The following is an 18,708-nucleotide window of genomic DNA, read 5'->3' on the forward strand; positions in this document are numbered from 1 at the left end:
TCGTGTCGTTTTATGCGGATTTTTCACTGCTCATAGGCCGAAAGGCCTGAAATATCGCGCCCCCCGGCGCGTTTGGTGAGGAGGGGATGAAGGTCTTCCATCAGGGCGAGTTCGGCCTGGGTGCGGGCTTTCCAGCCGAGGTCGAGCGGGGCCATGAGGTCGCTGAGCTGCTCGCCATCGAAGATCATGCGGTCGAGGATGCCGTCCACGAAGGTTTGCAGGGCGGCGGTGGCGAGGCCGTGCCGCACAGCGATGGCGGCAAGTTCCTTTGCGTTTATTTCGGCCTTGAAGCGGGTGTAGCCGTCGCGGATGGCGGCCTCGGAGAGGCCCTCGCCGGCCTTGAGCGTGCCGATGTATTCGGCTATTGTCTCGCGCTCGTTCATGAACTTGGCATCGGCGCCGATGAGGCCGATGAGTTCCTCGCGGCTCATCTTCGACTTGCCCGGCCCTTTTTCCGAGAACCTGGCGATGAGGCCCATGATGTAGTCGTAATCGATGACGGCGGAGGCGAAGAGGACGAACTCGAAGTCGAGCTGATCCACGGGGTCGTCGGAGCCGGGTTTGTCGCCGCCCCTGCCCCGCTGCTCTCTGAGCTTTTTGGCGGTTTCCAGATACTGGCCCTTAAAGCCGCGCAGGTTTTCCTCGGGCAGCACCTGCTCGATGGCGGCTTTGTTTTCCCCGGTGAGATCGGTGTATTGGTCGAGCTGGGTCTTGAGGCGCTGGACTTCCTTGAAGTGGGTGATGAAGGCGGCGCGGGCATCGTCGCCCTTCAGATTGGCCACGGCGGAGGGCGTGCAATCAAGTCCCTGGGACTTCATGAAGTCGTCGAGCTTCTGCACAGCGGTCTCCAGCTTTTTGATCACGACAGGCGCCTTGTCCACCAGCCAGATTTCCCGCGCCTGCTCGCCGGTTTTCTCGCCGGAAAAAAGGGCGATGGCGGCATCCACGGCGTCCTGCTGCTGGCGGAAGTCGAGGATGTTGCCGTAGGGCTTGGCGCCGTTAAGTACGCGGTTGGTGCGGGAGAAGGCCTGAATCAAGCCGTGATGCTTGAGGTTTTTGTCCACGTAGAGCGTGTTCAGGAATTTGGAATCGAAGCCGGTGAGCAGCATGTCCACCACGATGGTGATGTCGATCTTCTGCGCCGGAGGGTAGTCGGCATTCGGCCACTGCTGGTCTTTGATGCGCTTCTGCACGTCCTGGTAGTAGAGATCGAACTCGCCGAGGCGGTGATTGGCGCCGTAGCGGGCGTTGTAGTCGGCGAGGATGGCCTTGAGCGCGGCTTTCTTGCCCTCGGGGTCTTCTTCGTTGTCCGCCTGCTCCTGCGGCAGGTCTTCCTGAATCTGCCTCACATCGGGATCGCCCTCGGCGGGCGGGGAAAAAACGCAGGCGATGTTCAGCGGCTTGAAGTCGGGATCGGCGGCTTGTTTGTCCGCCTGCATGGTCTTGAACAGCGCGTGGTATTCGATGGCGTCGTTAATTGACGCGGTGGCGAGGATGGCATTGAAGCGGCGTCCGCCGGTGGCGGCATTGTGCTTGGCAAGAATGGCTTCGATGACGGCCTTCTTGGCGATAGCCTCACCAATTCCCCTCCCTTGGAGGGGTGCCCCGAAGGGGCGGGGTGGTTCTTCCGGCTTGAAGTAGTCGATGTGGAAGCGCAGGACGTTGCCGTCCTCAATGGCATGGGTGATGGTGTAGGCGTGGAGCTGCTTCTGAAAGAGGTCTTCCGTGGTGCGCATGGAGGCCTGGGTGTCCTCGATCTTCTGCAAGGCGGCATTGGCCTCGAAGATGGGCGTGCCGGTGAAGCCGAAGAGTTGCGCCTTGGGGAAGAAGGCTTTGATGGCCTTGTGATTTTCGCCAAACTGCGAGCGGTGGCACTCGTCGAAGATGAAGACGATGCGTTTGTCCGTCAGTGCTTCGAGCTGCTCCTTGTAGGTGGCCTGGCCGTTTTTGCTGCGCTGCTTGTTGCGCTTGCTGTTTTCGTCCAGCGCAAGGCCGAGCTTCTGGATGGTGGTGACGATGACCTTGTCCGCGTAGTCCTCTGAAAGCAGGCGGCGCACGAGGGCGGCGGTGTTGGTGTTTTCTTCGACGCAGCCTTCCTGGAACCGGTTGAATTCCTCCCGCGTCTGGCGGTCGAGGTCTTTGCGATCCACGACGAAGACGCACTTGTGGATGCGGTCGTTTTCCTTCAGCAGGGTGGCAGCCTTGAAGGAGGTAAGCGTCTTGCCGCTGCCGGTGGTGTGCCAGATGTAGCCGTTGCCGTTGTCGTCATCAATGCACTTCACCATGTGCTGCACGGCATAGACTTGGTAGGGCCGCATGATCATGAGCTTTTGCTCCCCGGCGAGCAGCACCATGTAGCGGCTGATGGTCCGGCCGAGGTCGCACTTTTTCAGGAAGCGCTCGGCGAACTCGTCGAGTTGGGTGATCTTGCGGTTGTCCTCGTCTGCGAACTCATAGATGGGCAGGAAGCGCTCGTCGGCATTGAAGGCGAAGTGACGGGCATTGTTGTTGGCGAAGTAGTAGGTGCGGTCGCGATTGCTGACGATGAAAAGCTGCATGAAGCAGAGCAGCGTCTTACTGTAGCCGTTGCCGGGGTCGTGCTTGTATTCGACGATCTGCTCCATGGCCCGGCGAGGATTGACGCCGAGCGTCTTCAACTCGATCTGCACTACCGGCACGCCGTTGATGAGAAGAATCACATCGTAGCGGTGGTGGCTGTTGTCCGTGTTGATGCGGAGCTGGTTGATGACCTCGAAGTGGTTTTTGCACCAGTCCTTGAGGTTGACGAGGGTGTAGTTCAGCGGCGTGTCATCGTCGCGGGTGAAGGCATTGATGCTGCGCAGGGTCCTGGCGGCGGCGAAGACATCCGGGGTGACGATTTCATCCAGCAGCCTGGCGAACTCGGCTTCGGTCAGCTTGACCCGGTTGAGGGCTTCGAACCTTTCCCGGAAGTTCTTCTCCAGTGCGGCGCGGTCAGTGATGTCCGAGCGGTATTCGTATTTGAGCCCCGTCAGTTTTTCGATGAAGCTTTGTTCGATTTGTTGTTCAATAGTCTTTATATTCATAATTTTAGCATATCGTATCATACCCTCTTATTACGTCAACGGTTGTCGCAAAAAACTCATTGCAGGCATTCCAGTCACCGCACCTTACTCTGGCGGACTGGCAAGCTTCGTCCGACCAGCGTAACAACACCTGGTCCCCGCTGCTTAAGCCCATTTTCCGGCATATTTCCGCGGGGATGACAATTTGCCCACCTTGAGATACCTGAAAGGCTATGGATGACACATGCCTCCTGCTGCCTTTTCTAATATCCGGCACTTTAAAGCCCCAAGCCAGCCGAAAACAATCGCTTTCCGCGCTTCCAGAACCCTGTTCACTGTGTCATTATTTTTGATAATATTACCCACAATTACATACTATTTTAATCAGGAATAGCTCAGCCCATGACCACACATTTCGATATCAACCACTATCGAATCGAGCAGGAACCCTATTATCAGGCCCAGCAAAACGAGGTTGCGCTGTATGAAGCCGCTTATGCGGCGCGCCTGCCGGTGATGCTGAAAGGCCCGACCGGTTGCGGCAAGTCGCGGTTTGTCGAATACATGGCGTGGAAGCTCGGCAAGCCGCTGATTACCGTGGCCTGCAACGAGGACATGACCGCTTCCGATCTGGTCGGGCGCTATCTGCTCGACAGCAACGGCACGCGCTGGCTCGACGGCCCGCTGACGCTGGCGGCGCGTCATGGCGCGATTTGCTACCTGGACGAGATCGTCGAAGCGCGGCAGGACACCACGGTGGTGATTCACCCCCTAACCGATCACCGCCGCTGTTTACCACTCGACAAGAAAGGCGAACTGATTGCGGCCCATGCCGACTTTCAGATGGTCATTTCGTATAATCCCGGCTATCAAAGCCTGATGAAAGACCTGAAGCAATCGACCAAACAGCGCTTTATCGCTTTCGATTTCGACTATCCGTCGCAGGAAACCGAAACCGCGATCGTCGCCAGGGAAACCGGCCTCGACGCCGAACGCGCGCATCTATTGGTGCGCGTCGGTCATGCCGCTCGCAACCTGAAAGGCCATGGGCTGGATGAAGGCGTATCCACACGCCTGCTGGTTTATGCGGCCACACTGATGGTATCCGGCGTTTCCGCCGACGATGCCTGCCAACTGGCGCTGATTCGTCCGATTACCGACGACGCGGAAATCCGTTCGACGCTGGAACACGCCATTCAGGCGATTTTCGGGTAACCGTGACCAGCGCGGACATACCCGAAGCACTGGCGGCTTACTGGACGCAGCTCGATACCGGCTTTGCCGACGCTAAAACCGGTTTTGCCGCCTGCATGTCCTCGGCGCTGGCCTGTTTGACTCCGGACGGCGTCAGCGCCTATCTTGCCGCAGCGCGCTTTCTCGGCAAAATGGGACGCGGCGCGGAGCCGATGCTGGCGTTTCTGCAGGATTGGCCCGATATTGCACGCGTAGTGGGCGAAGACGCGCTGCCGGACGTCATGGCCTGCGCCCAGACCATCAACCGCTCGCCCAACGGCAAGGCCATCGCGCCGTTCATTGCTTCGCTTGCCCCGATCGCCACATCATTGCGCGACCGTAGCGGGCTGGCTCAATACCTGGCGCTGGTCGGCGACTTCCTGCAGCGCACCACCGGTTCGATACACGGTATCCACACCACTTTTGCCAGCCCCGGCCTGCCGGAATTTTTCAGGCAGACGCCGCTGCTGTACAACGAACTGTCTCAGGAAGGCGTCAGCCGCTGGGTGGATTACGGCATACGCAACTACGGCACTCACCCGGAACGCCAGCGCGAGTATTTCAACCTGCTGACGCCGGACAGCCGCGCGGTTTTTCAGCGTGAACGCCCCGGCACGCGCTTCGCGGAACATGAACGCGCTTTTGCTGGAACGCTGCAGGCGCTTTGGCGGGATGAATGTCCGATTTATGCGTTTTCGACGCTGAACAACGGCGAACACGATGCGCTCGCGCCTTTGCAGCCCTATTACGACGGCAACGGTCTCCACCTGCCCGACTTGTACCGCGACCGCACCGGTATCGGCGGCATGGACCGCTATAGAATCGCGCTCGCGCATATGGCCGCGCACCGGCGCTGGAGCCGGGCGATCATCGCCGACAACTTCAGCCCCGCGCAACGCTACGCCATCGAAACTTTCGAAGACGCGCGCGTCGATTGCCTGACGATACAGACCTACCCCGGCCTGCGCCCGCTGTTATTGGCGCTGCATCCCAAACCGCGCGAGAATGCCTGCGATGAAAAACAGCAGTCGGCGGTACGCCATCGTCTGGCATTGCTGTCTCGTGCGCTGCTCGATCCGAACCATGGCTACCGGAATGCCGATATTCTGGATTTTGCCGCGCAATTTCGCGCGGCGCTGGCGCAGGGCGTGTCCGGCACCCGCGATATGGCCGATCTGGCTATCCGTTTCGTCGCCAAAACGCGGCGGCAATCCGATCAACTGCCCAACGTGCATTTCGACGATACCCATATCGACTACCGCGACGATAATCGACACTTATGGATATTCATAGAAGAAGGCGACGAAGAAACCGCATTCGATCATCAGCCGCAGCCGACACAAACCGCGGAAGCAGCGGGCCTGCCGCCAAGACTTTATCCCGAATGGGATTACGCCAGCCAGTCCTATCGCCCGGATTGGGTCAGCGTGTACGAATCGCTGCAACCGGCGGGCAATGCCTCTTACATTGATCACTTGCTGGAGAAACATGCAACGCTGGCCAAACGCCTGCAGCGCCTGCTGGAACAGTTGAAACCGCAGAACAAGACGCGCATCCGCTATCAGGAAGACGGCAGCGAGCTGGACCTGGACATCGCGTTGCGCGCGCTGGTCGATTACCGTAGCGGCAACACCCCCGATCCACGCATCAATATGAGCCACGAAAGCGACAGCCGCGACATCGCGGTACTGCTGCTGCTGGATTTATCGGCATCGCTGAACGAAAAAAGCGCCGGTCACGAACGTTCGCTGCTGGCGCTGAGTCAGGAAGCGGTTTCGCTGCTGGGCTGGGCCACCGATCGCCTCGGCGACGCGCTGGCGATTGCCGGATTTCAATCCAATACGCGCCATGAAGTGCATTACCGGCACATCAAGGGATACAGCGAAAACTGGGACGATAACGTTAAAAGCAGGCTCGCCGGGCTGGAAGCAGGCTACTCGACGCGCATGGGCGCGGCGATGCGGCACGCCGCGCATTACCTGGATAACCGGAAAGAGGACAAGAAGCTGATGTTGATACTGACCGACGGCGAACCGGCGGATATCGACGCGCACGACCCGAAGATGCTGATTGCCGATGCGCACAAGGCTGTGCAGGAACTGGAGCTGCGTGGTATTTATAGCTATTGTATTAACCTGGACGCACGCGCCGACAACTATGTCGGCGATATTTTCGGCTCCCATTACATGGTAATCGACAATGTCGAGCGCCTGCCGGAACGCTTGCCGTTGCTGTTCATGGCATTGACGAGGTAACTATGACATATCCATTAAAAATCGAAGAGGAACAACAGCTCAACGCAAGCAGGCTGCTCCGTTTTATCGACAACAGCCCCAGCCCCTGGCATGCGGCGGCGTCCATTGCCGCACAATTGGAACAAGCCGGTTACCGTCGCTACAGCGAACAGCAAGGCTGGCGCCTGAAATCCGGCGACAAGGGCTATGTATTGCGCGCCGACGCTTCGCTGATCTGCTTTCGTATCGGCAACGAACCTTTACGGCAAACCGGCTTTCGTGTCATCGGCGCGCATACCGATTCGCCGGGATTGCGCGTAAAACCCAGGCCGGTGATTGCTTCCGGCAACATGCTGCGCCTGGGCGTTGAAATATACGGCGGCCCGATCCTGGCCACTTTTACCGATCGCGATCTGAGTCTGGCCGGCAGGCTGATCATCAGAAACGACGGCGGCAGCCTTGAAATGCGCTTAATCCGCTTCGCCCAGCCACTGGTCAGGCTGCCCAATCTGCCGATACATCTGAATCGCAACGTCAATGAGGACGGACTCAAACTCCACAAGCAGAATGAACTGCCGCTGCTGTTCGGCAATATCGAATCGTCCGACGACAATAGCCGGGCGCTGTTGGCGCTGCTGGCGGAACAGGCCGCAATCGACGCCGACGCGATAGTCAGCACGGAACTGAGCGTATGCGACACGCAATGCGGCTCGTTTTGGGGTTCTAGCAACGAATTCATCGCCAATAGCCAGCTCGACAATCTGGCTTCCTGCCACGCCGCGCTGACCGCATTAACCGCGCAGGAAAGCAGCGCAGCCACCAGCGTATGCGGATTTTTCGACCATGAAGAAGTCGGCAGCGTCAGCTACCAGGGGGCAGGAGGCAATTTTCTTTCGGTGCTGCTGGAGCGCATTGCGCAAGCATCGGGCTTAAGCGATGAAGACCACAACCGGGCCATTGCATCGAGCTTTTTCGTCAGCGCCGACATGGCGCATGCCTGGCACCCGAACTTCCCCGCCGTTTACGACGAGCAGCATCGTATTTTCGTCAACAAGGGCCCGGTCATCAAACACAACGCCAATCAAAGCTATGCGACCAGCGCCGTATCCGAAGCCTGTTTTATCGGTTGGTGCGAAGCAGCCGGAGTCGAATACCAACGCTATGTCCATTGCAACGATCTGCGTTGCGGCGGCACCATCGGCTCTACGCTGGCGGCTTCGCTGGGTATGCGAACAGTAGATGTGGGCAATCCGCTATGGGCCATGCACAGCCTGCGCGAAAGCGCAGGCGTGCTGGATCACAGCGCCATGATCCGGGTTATGGAACAGTTTTTTCAATGCGGGCGCATTGCGTCCGGCTAGAACCGACCGCCGTTAGCTCCACCGACCGGACCGGCAACAGGCGGTTGAAGATGCCGGCTGCTCTCTGCCAGGATATACGCATACCATGAACCAATCCAGTGCACATTCATATCCTAATGGTGCATTGCCAACCGGCTAAAACGTCTGCGCCATAACGACAATAAAATATTTTTCACATACATTACAATATATTGAAGCAATGCCATCTTTTGGCATAGTAAGTGCGTCAGGTTAACCAAGTTCTCCCGCCAATGTTGGCGAGATGAACACGGGCAAAGGCGTCCTGCAGTAATTCACATCGTTTTCGATGGGGATTACGCATGGAGGCCTTTTTTTTTTGCGCCGTTTTTTTGTGATACAGAGTCTTTTTGATCGGGGCGTCGGATGAATATTGACGGATTAAAGTTAAAACTGGGCTTTGTGCCACTGAATGATTGCGCACCCCTGGTTATCGCGCTGGAAAAGGGGTTTTTCAGAAACCATGGGCTGGATGTCTCCCTGGTCAAGGAAGCCTCATGGGCCAATATCCGGGACAAGGTCAGCGTCGGCATGCTGGATGGCGCGCAAATGCTGGCGGGCATGCCCCTGGCTGCAACGTTGGGCATGGAAGCCATGGGGCAGGCCATGATTACCGGCTTCACCATGAGCCTGAACGGTAACGCCGTCACAGTATCCAACGCCCTCTACGCCCGGCTGCAACAACTGGATGCGGAAGCGCTTGCCGTCCGCCCGCTCAGCGCAACGACGCTGCATCGACTGGTCGTACAGGATAAAGCGGATGGACGGCCGCCGTTGCGCGCAGCAATCGTATATCCATCATCGACCCATAATTATCTGTTGCGTTATTGGCTGGCCTCTTCCGGAATCGATCCCGACCGCGACATGGAACTGGTGGTGGTTCCTCCACCGCATATGACAGGCCAGCTGCGCGATGGGCGTATTGACATGTGTTGCGTCGGCGAACCGTGGAACACGCGCGCAGTCGCTGAAGGTATCGGTCATGTGCTGATCGCCAGTTACGAAATCTGGAACAACCACCCGGAGAAGGTTTTTGCGGTTACCCGGCAATGGTCGCACCGGCACCCAGAAGTACACCGCACGCTGATCATGGCATTGCTCGAAGCGACTCGCTGGCTCGATGTGCCTGAAAACCGTCGCGAAGCAAGCGAAATTCTTAGCCGGCGCGCCTATCTGAACGTGGATGCCAGACTGTTGCGTAACGGTCTGGAGGGCGCATTCCGCTATTCGCTGGGGGACGAGCCGGCCGCCCTGCCCGACTTCCATGTATTTCATCGCTATGCCGCCAATCTCCCCTGGTTATCCCATGCCGAATGGATCGTTACCCAAATGATACGCTGGGGACAGCTGCCATCGACGCTGGACGTCAAGGAAGCGGCTGCGGAAGTTTTTCGTCCCGACATTTATCGCGAAGCGGCAAGCGCCATGGGGATTGCCACGCCGCCGGAAAATATCAAGCCGGAAGGCGCCCATACACAAAACTGGCTGCTGACCACGCCATCGGACACTTTTACGATGGGCGCCGACTGTTTTTTCGATCGCGGCCCGTTCGACCGCGAACGCTCAAACACCTGCCTCGCTGGTTTGGCGCAACAAAAGCAATGACATTACCACGACAACCACTGCAATCAAAAGGTTAACCATGAACAGCGACGCAAACGACACGATCCAGCCTGACGGTGCTCCGGAATCGGCTTCCCGCCGTAATTTTCTGAAAAACAGCGGGCTTCTATTGGGAACCGGGGCAGCCTTAAGCGTGACCGGGCCATTATGCCTGAGCCGGTCGGCATGGGCTGCCGGTTCCGATGCTCCGGAAAAAACCGAGGTCAAAATCGGCTTCATTCCTCTAACCGATTGCGCCTCGGTTGTCATGGCCGCCGAGCTGGGCCTGGATAAAAAATACGGTATCAAAATCGTACCCAGCAAGGAAGCTTCATGGGCTGCCGTCAGAGACAAGTTGATCAACGGCGAGCTGGATGCCGCCCATGTGCTGTACGGATTAATTTATGGCGTGCAGCTGGGCGTCGGCGGCCCCAAAAAGGATATGGCGGTATTGATGACGCTCAACAACAACGGTCAGGCCATCACCTTATCCAACAAGCTGCACAGAAAAGGCGTCACCGATGGCGAAAGTTTAAGCCGGTTGATAAAAGCGGAACCGCGCGAATACACGTTTGCCCATACGTTTCCCTCCGGCACGCATGCCATGTGGCTGTATTACTGGCTTGCAGCCAATGGCGTCAATCCGCTCAAGGATGTCAAAACCATTACCGTGCCGCCGCCGCAAATGGTCGCGAACATGCGCGTCGGCAGTATGGACGGTTTCTGTGTCGGCGAACCATGGAATGAGCGAGCCATCGCCGACAAAATCGGTTTCACCGCCATAACCAGCCAGGGCATATGGAAAAATCACCCGGAAAAAGTGCTGGGCAGCACGCTCGAGTTCGCCCGGAAAAACCCCAACACCGCGCGCGCGCTGATGATGGCGGTGCTTGAGGCTTCCCGATACATCGACGACATCAAAAATCGCGAAAAGGTTGCCCTGACCATCGCAGGCAAAGCCTATGTTAACACGGCTTCGCACGTCATTCTGGGACGCCTGCAGGGAGAGTACGACAACGGCATAGGCAAAAGCTGGAAAGATCCCGATTACATGAAATTTCATGACAATGGTCTGGTGAACTTCCCTTACCTCTCCGACGGCATGTGGTTCCTTACCCAGCACCAACGCTGGGGATTACTGAAGGATGAGCCGGATTATCCGGCCATTGCCGGACAGGTAAACCAGATCGAACTTTATAAGCAGGCCGCCAGCCAGGTGAAGGTTCCGCTGCCCGCAAACTCGATGCGTTCGTCGAAACTGATGGATGGCGTCGTCTGGGACGGCGGCAACCCGGCCGCTTATGCGGCAAGCTTTGCAATCAGGGCATGACCGTCGATCTTTTACTACAACGCTACATACGAATAGAGAGTACGCCATGAGCAGCCTGTCAATCAAAAAACCGGGAATGATCAATACCAGCAAACTCACGGCGGCCCCTTCGGAACCGCATGCCGCAACGATGGATGCGCCTGCGGAACAATCGGAAAACCCGGCCGCGAAATATACGGGTTTTGTATTTGAAACGCTATTCCCTCCCCTGCTGGGACTCGGGCTGTTTATCCTTGCATGGTCGATACTGGCACAAAACAGCGACGGCAGGCTACCCGGTCCCGTCAGTACCTGGTTATCGGCGCAGGAACTATTTTCCGACCCGTTTTATGACAACGGTCCCAACGACAAGGGCATAGGCTGGAATATTCTGAGTTCGCTGCAACGCGTCGGTATCGGCTTTGGTCTGGCTGCGCTGACCGGCATTCCTTTAGGTTTTCTGATCGGCCGATTCCGGTTTCTGGCGCGAATGAGCGCCCCCATTATCGGCCTGATGCGTCCGATCAGTCCCCTTGTATGGCTGCCGATCGGCCTGCTGGTTTTCAACGCGGCGCATCCGGCGGCAATCTGGGTCATCTTCATTTCCAGCATCTGGCCGATGATCATCAATACCGCCATGGGCGTACGCAGCATACCCGCGGATTATCTCAACGTCGCCAGGGTGTTGAACCTGTCCGAATGGAAGGTTTTCACCAAAATCCTGTTTCCCGCCGTGCTGCCCTACATGATGACCGGCGTACGGCTCTCCATCGGCGTGGCGTGGCTGGTGATCGTCGCGGCGGAAATGTTGACGGGCGGCGTCGGCATCGGCTTCTGGGTATGGGACGAATGGAACAACCTCAACGTGGAACATATCCTGATTGCCATTTTCATAGTCGGAATTATCGGATTGATACTGGAGCAAACGTTGATCTGGCTGGCCGGATACATGACGCATGGCGCTTAAAAACTCGGCGGCCATGGATCTACAAATCAACTGCGGGCAATTGAGAGAGCAACACGCATGAAAAACCGTTACGTACAACTCGAACAGATCGACGTTATTTTCAATACGAAGCAAGGCCGCTTTGTCGCGTTACAGAACGTCAATCTGAATATCGGCCAGGGAGAATTCGTCAGCGTGATCGGGCACTCGGGCTGCGGCAAATCGACCGTACTCAATGTCATCGCCGGGCTGTTGGACGCTACCCGCGGCGTCGCGCTGTGTGGCGACCGGGAAATCAAAGGCCCCGGACCGGAGCGGGCAGTGGTATTTCAGAATCACTCATTGCTGCCCTGGATGACCTGCCTGGAAAACGTCCATCTGGCAGTAGAACGTGTTTACGGCGGCAAGGAAAACAAGGCGCAGCTCAAACAACGCGCGTTGGACGCGCTGAACCTGGTTGGACTGACTCATGCCGAACAAAAATATCCCCATGAAATTTCAGGCGGGATGAAGCAGCGCGTAGGCATTGCACGGGCATTATCGATGAATCCCGGCGTACTGCTGCTGGACGAGCCCTTCGGCGCGCTCGACGCCCTGACCCGCGCCCACCTGCAGGATGAACTAATGCGCATTACCGCCGCTACCGGCAGCACGGTAGTCATGGTCACTCATGATGTCGATGAAGCCGTCCTGCTATCGGACCGCATCGTGATGATGACCAATGGTCCGGCCGCCACCGTCGGAGAAATTCTGCGCGTCGAACTATCGCGTCCGCGCAACCGGTTGAAACTGGCGGACGACCCGGTTTACAACGCCTATCGGGCCGAAGTATTAAGGTTTTTATACGAACGTCACAGAAAACAAGAGGCGGCCTGAGCGATGAAACTTGTAAACGGTATGCCAATGAAAGAAAAACTCGTCCTGGTCGGCAACGGCATGGCCGGCGTGCGAACGCTGGAAGAGCTGTTAAAGCTGGCGCCCGATAAATACGATATCAGCGTATTCGGCGAGGAGCCTCACGGTAATTACAACCGCATTCTGTTGTCGCCGGTGTTGGCCGGCGACAAGAGTTTTGCCGAAATCGTCACCCACGATGCGGACTGGTACCGTAAAAACGGCATCACGCTGTATAAAGGCGACAAGATCGTCGCCATTGATCGTAAAAAACGGCGCGTGCAATCTGAAAACGGCGTCGAACTGGAATATGACAGGCTGCTGCTGGCAACCGGCTCCAAACCCTTTATACTGCCGATCCCCGGTCATGATCTGGACGGCGTAATCGGCTTTCGCGACATCCACGATGTAAACCGGATGCTGCAGGCCGCAGCGCCCGGCAAACATGCCGTCGTTATCGGCGGCGGCCTGTTGGGCCTGGAAGCCGCCAACGGACTGAAAAAGCGCGGGATGACGGTTACCGTGGTACATCTGCTGGATACGTTGATGGAACGCCAGCTGGACAAAGCCGCCGCCGATCTGCTCAAGCATGAACTGGAGTCGACCGGGCTGCGATTCCACATGCCCGCGCAAACCGAAGCCATACTGGGCGAACCTTGCGTAACCGGAATTCGCTTCAAGGACGGCATCGAACTCACGGCCGATCTGGTGGTCATGTCGGTAGGCATCAAACCCAACATCGAACTGGCCAAATCCTGCGGTATTTATTGCGAACGCGGCATTATCGTCAGTGATACGCTGCAGACTTTCGACCCCGCCATTTATGCGGTCGGCGAATGCGTGCAACATCGCGGCAGCCTGTTCGGACTGGTCGCCCCCCTGTTCGAGCAAGCCAGGGTTTGCTCCAACCATTTGGCCGAGTACGGTATCGCCCGGTATCAAGGCTCGATCACATCGACCAAACTCAAGGTTACCGGTATCGACCTTTTTTCCGCCGGTGAATTTCAAGGCGGTGAAAACCATGAAACGTTGACTCTGCAGGACCCGGCGCGCGGTATCTATAAAAAACTGGTGCTTCAGGACAACCGCATCAAGGGCGCCGTGCTGTATGGCGATACCGTCGATGGCGCCTGGTATTTTCAGTTGATGCGCGAATCCGCCGATATTTCAGCATTTCGCGAATCGATACTGTTTGGGCAGGCCCATGTGGGGGATTCCGGGTACGGTAATGAAAACAAGGCGGTCAATCTGCCCGATAGCGCGGAAATCTGCGGTTGCAATGGCGTTTGCAAGGGCGATGTCGTCAAGGCCATAGTCGAAAAGAAGCTCTATACATTGGAAGAAGTGCGCGCCCACACCAAGGCTTCATCTTCCTGCGGCTCCTGTACCGGACTGGTCGAGCAGATACTGGCCAGCACGCTGGGCGGCGATTACTCGACCGCGCCATCGAAGCAGGCCTTATGCGCCTGTACCGCGCTCACGCACGATGAAGTCCGGGCCGCCATCAGTAGCGCCGCATACCAAACAATTCGGGACGCTATGGCGGGAATGGAATGGAAAACGCCGGACGGCTGTTCTTCCTGTCGTCCGGCGTTGAACTATTATCTGTTGTGCCGCTGGCCCGGAGAATACCGGGACGATGCGCAATCCCGGTTTATCAATGAAAGAACGCACGCCAACATCCAGAAGGATGGCACCTATTCGGTAGTTCCGCGTATCTGGGGCGGCGTCACCAATTCGCATGAGCTGCGCGCCATTGCCGATGTCGCCGATAAATATGAAGTACCTACCGTCAAGATCACCGGCGGGCAGCGCATCGATCTGCTCGGCATCAAAAAGCAGGACTTGCCGGGGATATGGCGCGATCTGAACCAAGCCGGCTTCGTATCCGGTCACGCCTACGGCAAATCGCTGCGCACGGTAAAAACCTGCGTCGGCAAGGATTGGTGCCGGTTTGGAACCCAGGACTCTACCGGACTCGGCATTCAGGTCGAAAAAATGACCTGGGGCAGCTGGACGCCGCATAAATTCAAAATCGCGGTATCCGGTTGCCCGCGCAACTGCGCAGAGGCAACGATCAAGGATCTGGGGGTAGTCTGTGTGGATTCAGGATACGAAATACACGTTGGCGGTAATGGCGGCATCAAGGTGCGCGTGACCGATTTACTGGTAAAAGTCGCGACCGAAGCGGAAGTGCTCGAATACACCGGCGCTTTCATGCAGCTTTACCGGGAGGAAGCACGGTATCTGGAACGTACCGCGCCGTGGATCGAAAGGGTGGGACTGGCCTACGTCAAACATCGCATCGTCGACGATCGACGGGGACGCGAAGCATTGTATCAAGGCTTTGTCGCGGCGCAGCAAAACGCTCAAATCGACCCATGGGCCGAACTGGCCGGAAATACCGAATACTGCCGGCAACTGGCGCCTTTAACTCTCCCGGTTTAAGCTCATGAACAACGAATGGATTTATATAGCAGCGCTCGATGAAATTCCCAGACAAGGCGCGCGGGTGATTGAAACCGGCCATGGCGACATCGCGGTGTTTCGCACACTGTCCGATCAGGTGTTTGCATTGCGGGATCACTGTCCGCATCAAGGAGGCCCTCTATCGCAAGGGATAGTGCATGGCGAAAAAGTGACCTGTCCGCTGCACAACTGGGTGATCGAATTGAACTCGGGCGTAGCGGTTGCGCCGGATGAAGGATGTGCGCAACGCTATGCGGTAAAGGTGGAGCATATGCAAGTATTCGTCGCTTTGTAGTGCGCGCCCCGCCATGACGACGACTAACGCTCTTCCGATTAAAACAACCTGCCCTTATTGCGGCGTAGGCTGCGGCGTCGTAATCGAATATGACTCCGCCAATAATATACGCGTAAAAGGCGACCCGGAGCATCCGGCCAATTTGGGGCGTCTGTGCTCTAAAGGATCGGCGCTTGCGGAGACACTGGGACTGGACGGCCGCTTGCTTGCTCCTGAAATCGCTGGAATACCGGCCAGCTGGGATCAGGCGCTGGATCATGTCGCCGCGCAATTCAGGAACACGATCGCCGAACATGGGCCGGATTCCGTCGCTTTCTATGTATCCGGACAATTGCTGACCGAAGATTACTATGTCGCCAACAAACTGATGAAAGGCTACATCGGTTCCGGCAATATCGATACCAACTCCAGATTATGCATGTCGTCTTCGGTAGCCGGACACAAGCGCGCATTCGGTGAAGACATCGTTCCCGGCTGTTACCAGGACTTCGAAATGGCCGAGCTGATCGTACTGGTCGGATCGAATCTGGCATGGTGCCATCCGGTTTTATTCCAGCGCATTGCTGCCGCGAAGCAAAACAACCCCCGCCTGAAAGTCGTCAGTATCGATCCGCGCCGTACTGCAAGCTGCGATATTGCCGACCTTCATCTGGCATTGAAACCCGGCACCGATGTCTTACTGTTCAATGGGTTGCTGCATGCTTTGCGTAAACACGGCCAGCTCGATTTCGCTTATCTGGAACAACATGTTTCGGGGTTTGCCGCCGCGCTGGACGCAGCTAAAGTCACCGGCGCCTCTCTACCGGAAACAGCCTCGGCCTGCGGCCTGAAAGAAGAAGATTTGTCCAGGTTTTATCATTGGTTCGGCCGTACCGAAAAAACGGTCACGGCCTGGTCCCAAGGCGTCAACCAATCGTCCAGCGGCAGCGACAAGGTCAACGCCATCATCAATGTGCATCTGGCCACCGGACGCATCGGCAAACCCGGCATGGGGCCGTTCTCGCTGACCGGCCAACCCAACGCGATGGGCGGACGCGAGGTTGGAGGGCTCGCCAACCAATTGGCCGCACATATGGATTTCGATAGTCCCGGTCATTGGGATATAGTCAGCACGTTCTGGAAAGCGCCCAATCTCGCCAGGCGGCCGGGATTTAAAGCGGTCGATCTATTCAACGCGGTGGCCGATGGGCGCATTAAGGCGTTATGGATCATCGCAACCAACCCGGTCGTGAGTCTGCCCGATGTGAGGCATGTGCGCCGGGCGCTCGGCGCATGCCCATTCGTTGTCGTATCCGACTGCGAAGACAACACCGACCTCAAAGCGTACGCCCATGTCCGTTTGCCTGCGCTGGGCTGGGGCGAAAAAGACGGCACCGTAACCAACTCCGAGCGCCGCATTTCGAGACAACGCTCTTTTCTGCCTGCGCCTGGCGAAGCAAGGCCGGACTGGTGGGCGCTGACCCAGGTTGCTCATCGCATGGGTTTCGAGCAAGCCTTTGCTTATCAACATCCTCAGCAGATTTTCGTCGAATTTGCCCGGTTATCAGGCTACCGCAACGACGGGATGCGCTTGTTCAATCTGTCCGGTTTACAAAACCTCGACGTACCGGCTTACAACACGTTGCAGCCGATTCAATGGCCTATAAAACAGCCAAACGGTCGTGGCTGCCGGCGTTTGTTTCACGACGGACTTTTCAGTCACGACGACAGCAAAGCGCGCATGCTCGGGCTTACTCCGCAACCGGCAGGCAATCCGACCTGCGCCGCTTTTCCCTTTGTTTTGAATACGGGCCGAATTCGCGACCAGTGGCATACCATGACCAGGACCGCGCGCAGCCCTCGTCTTAATCAACACATGAGCGAACCTTATGCAGAACTTCACCCGGATGATGCCGAGCATGCAGGCTTGAAAGACGGGGAACTTGCACATTTGAAAAGCCGTTGGGGCGATGCTCTGGCGCGCGTCAGGGTCAGCGCCGATCAGCAACGTGGATCGGTATTCATGCCCATGCACTGGAGCGACCGGTTTGCCCGCCATGGACTGGTTAATGCACTGGTCAATCCGGTTGTGGACCCGGCTTCCGGAGAGCCGGAGTTCAAACATACGCCGGTATCCATCGAAGTCTACCGTCCCGCCTGGCACGGGTTCGCGATCGCCCGCGAAGCGCTCAGCATCGACGCAGCCGAGTATTGCGCGCAACAACGCGGCGACGGCTACTTTCTGTACGAACTGGCCGGAAATACTCTAATCGCGGATACTGCCGGGTGGGCAAAACCGGCGTTTTGCCGCACCGGGCATGAATACCTGGAGTACGCCGATATGACTGCCGGCCGTTACCGCTGCGCAACACTGCATAATAATATACTGATGGCATGCTTGTTTATCAGTTGCGGACGCCAGTTACCGGACCGGGCCTGGCTCATCGGCTTGTTAACAACCGAAACCACGCTGACATCTACGGCTCGCATGGCGGTATTGGCCGGAAAATCGCCTGTGGCGCGTGAAGACCCCGGCCGGATAGTCTGCGCCTGCTATAGTATCGGCGCCAATACCTTGAGCAAAGCCATCCGTGAATTCGGTTATTCCAGCACCGAACAATTGGGGCAAGCCCTAAATGCCGGCACGGGCTGCGGCTCCTGTCTACCGGAATTGCGTACGCTGTTGGAGAACACGAGGAGGTCGCTATGAGTTTGGGCGTGATGCTGGTAGACCGCAATGCCGAACGCGGACAGCTATTGGAACAAGCGCTCGCCGATGCGGGTTACCGCATAATCCTGCGCACTAGCGACGACAGCAATCTGATTGCCGATGTCGCCAAACATCAACCCGACGTCATCGTCATCGATATGGAAGCGCCTGGCCGCGATACCCTGGAGCAAATGCGCGAAATTGGCCGCAATCATCCCAAACCCATCATACTATTTTCCGATCAGCGCGACTCGGATTACATTAGACAGGCGGTACAGGCGGGCGTCAGCGCCTATGTAGTAGACGGTTTGCAACGCGAACGGGTCATGCCCATCGTTGAAGTCGCCGTCGCCCGCTTCGCTGCATTCCAAACCCTCAAGCGCGAACTGGACGAAACCAAAATCCAGCTCGCCGACCGCAAGATCATCGAAAAGGCCAAAGGCATATTAATACAGAAAAAGCATATGAACGAAGATCAGGCGTATCAGTTTTTGCGCAATACCGCAATGAGCCACAACACTAAACTTGTAGAAGTCGCGCGCATGCTTATTTCATTGGAACGCTAGTCCGTCGTCTTTGACCATGGCTCAACAGCATTCGCTGAATAGTTGTTC

13 protein-coding genes are annotated in these 18,708 nt (G+C 57.1%); 11 read left to right on the plus strand and 2 right to left on the minus strand.

Annotation, left to right across the window (positions count from 1 at the left end; genetic code table 11):
* Nucleotides 1-23: 23 nt before the first annotated feature.
* Both F6R98_RS16035 and F6R98_RS22850 read right to left on the minus strand, forming a co-directional pair.
* On the minus strand, nucleotides 24-3,065 hold the full coding sequence (locus F6R98_RS16035; RefSeq protein WP_194269981.1) for a type I restriction endonuclease subunit R: 3,042 nt from the start codon (nucleotides 3,063-3,065) through the stop codon (nucleotides 24-26).
* Nucleotides 3,066-3,069: 4 nt separating this feature from the next.
* Entirely contained in the window at nucleotides 3,070-3,321 is a 252-nt protein-coding gene (locus F6R98_RS22850) for an AbrB/MazE/SpoVT family DNA-binding domain-containing protein (protein WP_407079251.1), read from the minus strand.
* A 125-nt stretch (nucleotides 3,322-3,446) separates the two neighbouring features.
* Between F6R98_RS22850 and F6R98_RS16045 the strand changes: the two genes are divergently transcribed.
* The 11 genes from F6R98_RS16045 (at nucleotide 3,447) to F6R98_RS16095 (ending at nucleotide 18,660) form a co-directional block, all read left to right on the plus strand.
* A complete protein-coding gene (locus F6R98_RS16045) occupies nucleotides 3,447-4,259 on the plus strand; it encodes a CbbQ/NirQ/NorQ/GpvN family protein (RefSeq protein WP_153249917.1) in 813 nt (270 codons plus the stop codon).
* A 2-nt stretch (nucleotides 4,260-4,261) separates the two neighbouring features.
* Nucleotides 4,262-6,532 carry a nitric oxide reductase activation protein NorD gene (locus F6R98_RS16050; protein WP_228124920.1) on the plus strand — a complete coding sequence of 757 codons (2,271 nt, stop codon included), beginning with the start codon at nucleotides 4,262-4,264 and terminating at the stop codon, nucleotides 6,530-6,532.
* Between the two features lie 2 nt (nucleotides 6,533-6,534).
* Nucleotides 6,535-7,872 carry a M18 family aminopeptidase gene (locus F6R98_RS16055; protein WP_153249918.1) on the plus strand — a complete coding sequence of 446 codons (1,338 nt, stop codon included), beginning with the start codon at nucleotides 6,535-6,537 and terminating at the stop codon, nucleotides 7,870-7,872.
* A gap of 384 nt (nucleotides 7,873-8,256) precedes the next feature.
* Entirely contained in the window at nucleotides 8,257-9,495 is a 1,239-nt protein-coding gene (locus F6R98_RS16060; RefSeq protein ID WP_153249919.1) for a CmpA/NrtA family ABC transporter substrate-binding protein, read from the plus strand.
* Between the two features lie 37 nt (nucleotides 9,496-9,532).
* Nucleotides 9,533-10,822: a CmpA/NrtA family ABC transporter substrate-binding protein gene (locus F6R98_RS16065; protein WP_153249920.1), complete on the plus strand. Its 1,290-nt coding sequence runs from the start codon at nucleotides 9,533-9,535 to the stop codon at nucleotides 10,820-10,822.
* 46 nt (nucleotides 10,823-10,868) lie between these two features.
* Nucleotides 10,869-11,768: a nitrate ABC transporter permease gene (gene ntrB / locus F6R98_RS16070; protein WP_153249921.1), complete on the plus strand. Its 900-nt coding sequence runs from the start codon at nucleotides 10,869-10,871 to the stop codon at nucleotides 11,766-11,768.
* Between the two features lie 57 nt (nucleotides 11,769-11,825).
* Entirely contained in the window at nucleotides 11,826-12,623 is a 798-nt protein-coding gene (locus F6R98_RS16075; RefSeq protein ID WP_153249922.1) for an ABC transporter ATP-binding protein, read from the plus strand.
* A gap of 27 nt (nucleotides 12,624-12,650) precedes the next feature.
* Nucleotides 12,651-15,089: a nitrite reductase large subunit NirB gene (nirB, locus tag F6R98_RS16080; RefSeq protein WP_228124921.1), complete on the plus strand. Its 2,439-nt coding sequence runs from the start codon at nucleotides 12,651-12,653 to the stop codon at nucleotides 15,087-15,089.
* Between the two features lie 4 nt (nucleotides 15,090-15,093).
* Nucleotides 15,094-15,405 (plus strand): nitrite reductase small subunit NirD, encoded by a 312-nt coding sequence (gene nirD / locus F6R98_RS16085; protein ID WP_153249923.1) that lies wholly within the window; start codon nucleotides 15,094-15,096, stop codon nucleotides 15,403-15,405.
* Between the two features lie 13 nt (nucleotides 15,406-15,418).
* On the plus strand, nucleotides 15,419-18,094 hold the full coding sequence (locus F6R98_RS16090) for a nitrate reductase (protein ID WP_153249924.1): 2,676 nt from the start codon (nucleotides 15,419-15,421) through the stop codon (nucleotides 18,092-18,094).
* Nucleotides 18,091-18,660, plus strand: coding sequence for an ANTAR domain-containing response regulator (locus tag F6R98_RS16095; RefSeq protein WP_153249925.1), 570 nt, complete (start codon nucleotides 18,091-18,093; stop codon nucleotides 18,658-18,660). Before F6R98_RS16090 ends, F6R98_RS16095 begins: the two co-directional genes overlap by 4 nt.
* The last annotated feature ends 48 nt before the right edge of the window (nucleotides 18,661-18,708 follow it).

The organism is Candidatus Methylospira mobilis (assembly GCF_009498235.1).
In the GTDB taxonomy this organism is placed as follows: Bacteria; Pseudomonadota; Gammaproteobacteria; order Methylococcales; family Methylococcaceae; genus Methylospira; species Methylospira mobilis.

Excerpts from the sequence above, each read along its gene's own strand:
- F6R98_RS16035 (WP_194269981.1), bottom strand. The coding sequence starts at position 3,065 with ATGAATATAAAGACTATTGAACAACAAATCGAACAAAGCTTCATCGAA.
- F6R98_RS16045 (WP_153249917.1), top strand. The coding sequence starts at position 3,447 with ATGACCACACATTTCGATATCAACCACTATCGAATCGAGCAGGAACCC.
- F6R98_RS16055 (WP_153249918.1), top strand. The coding sequence starts at position 6,535 with ATGACATATCCATTAAAAATCGAAGAGGAACAACAGCTCAACGCAAGC.
- F6R98_RS16060 (WP_153249919.1), top strand. The coding sequence starts at position 8,257 with ATGAATATTGACGGATTAAAGTTAAAACTGGGCTTTGTGCCACTGAAT.
- F6R98_RS16065 (WP_153249920.1), top strand. The coding sequence starts at position 9,533 with ATGAACAGCGACGCAAACGACACGATCCAGCCTGACGGTGCTCCGGAA.
- ntrB (WP_153249921.1), top strand. The coding sequence starts at position 10,869 with ATGAGCAGCCTGTCAATCAAAAAACCGGGAATGATCAATACCAGCAAA.
- F6R98_RS16075 (WP_153249922.1), top strand. The coding sequence starts at position 11,826 with ATGAAAAACCGTTACGTACAACTCGAACAGATCGACGTTATTTTCAAT.
- nirB (WP_228124921.1), top strand. The coding sequence starts at position 12,651 with ATGAAAGAAAAACTCGTCCTGGTCGGCAACGGCATGGCCGGCGTGCGA.
- nirD (WP_153249923.1), top strand. The coding sequence starts at position 15,094 with ATGAACAACGAATGGATTTATATAGCAGCGCTCGATGAAATTCCCAGA.
- F6R98_RS16090 (WP_153249924.1), top strand. The coding sequence starts at position 15,419 with ATGACGACGACTAACGCTCTTCCGATTAAAACAACCTGCCCTTATTGC.
- F6R98_RS16095 (WP_153249925.1), top strand. The coding sequence starts at position 18,091 with ATGAGTTTGGGCGTGATGCTGGTAGACCGCAATGCCGAACGCGGACAG.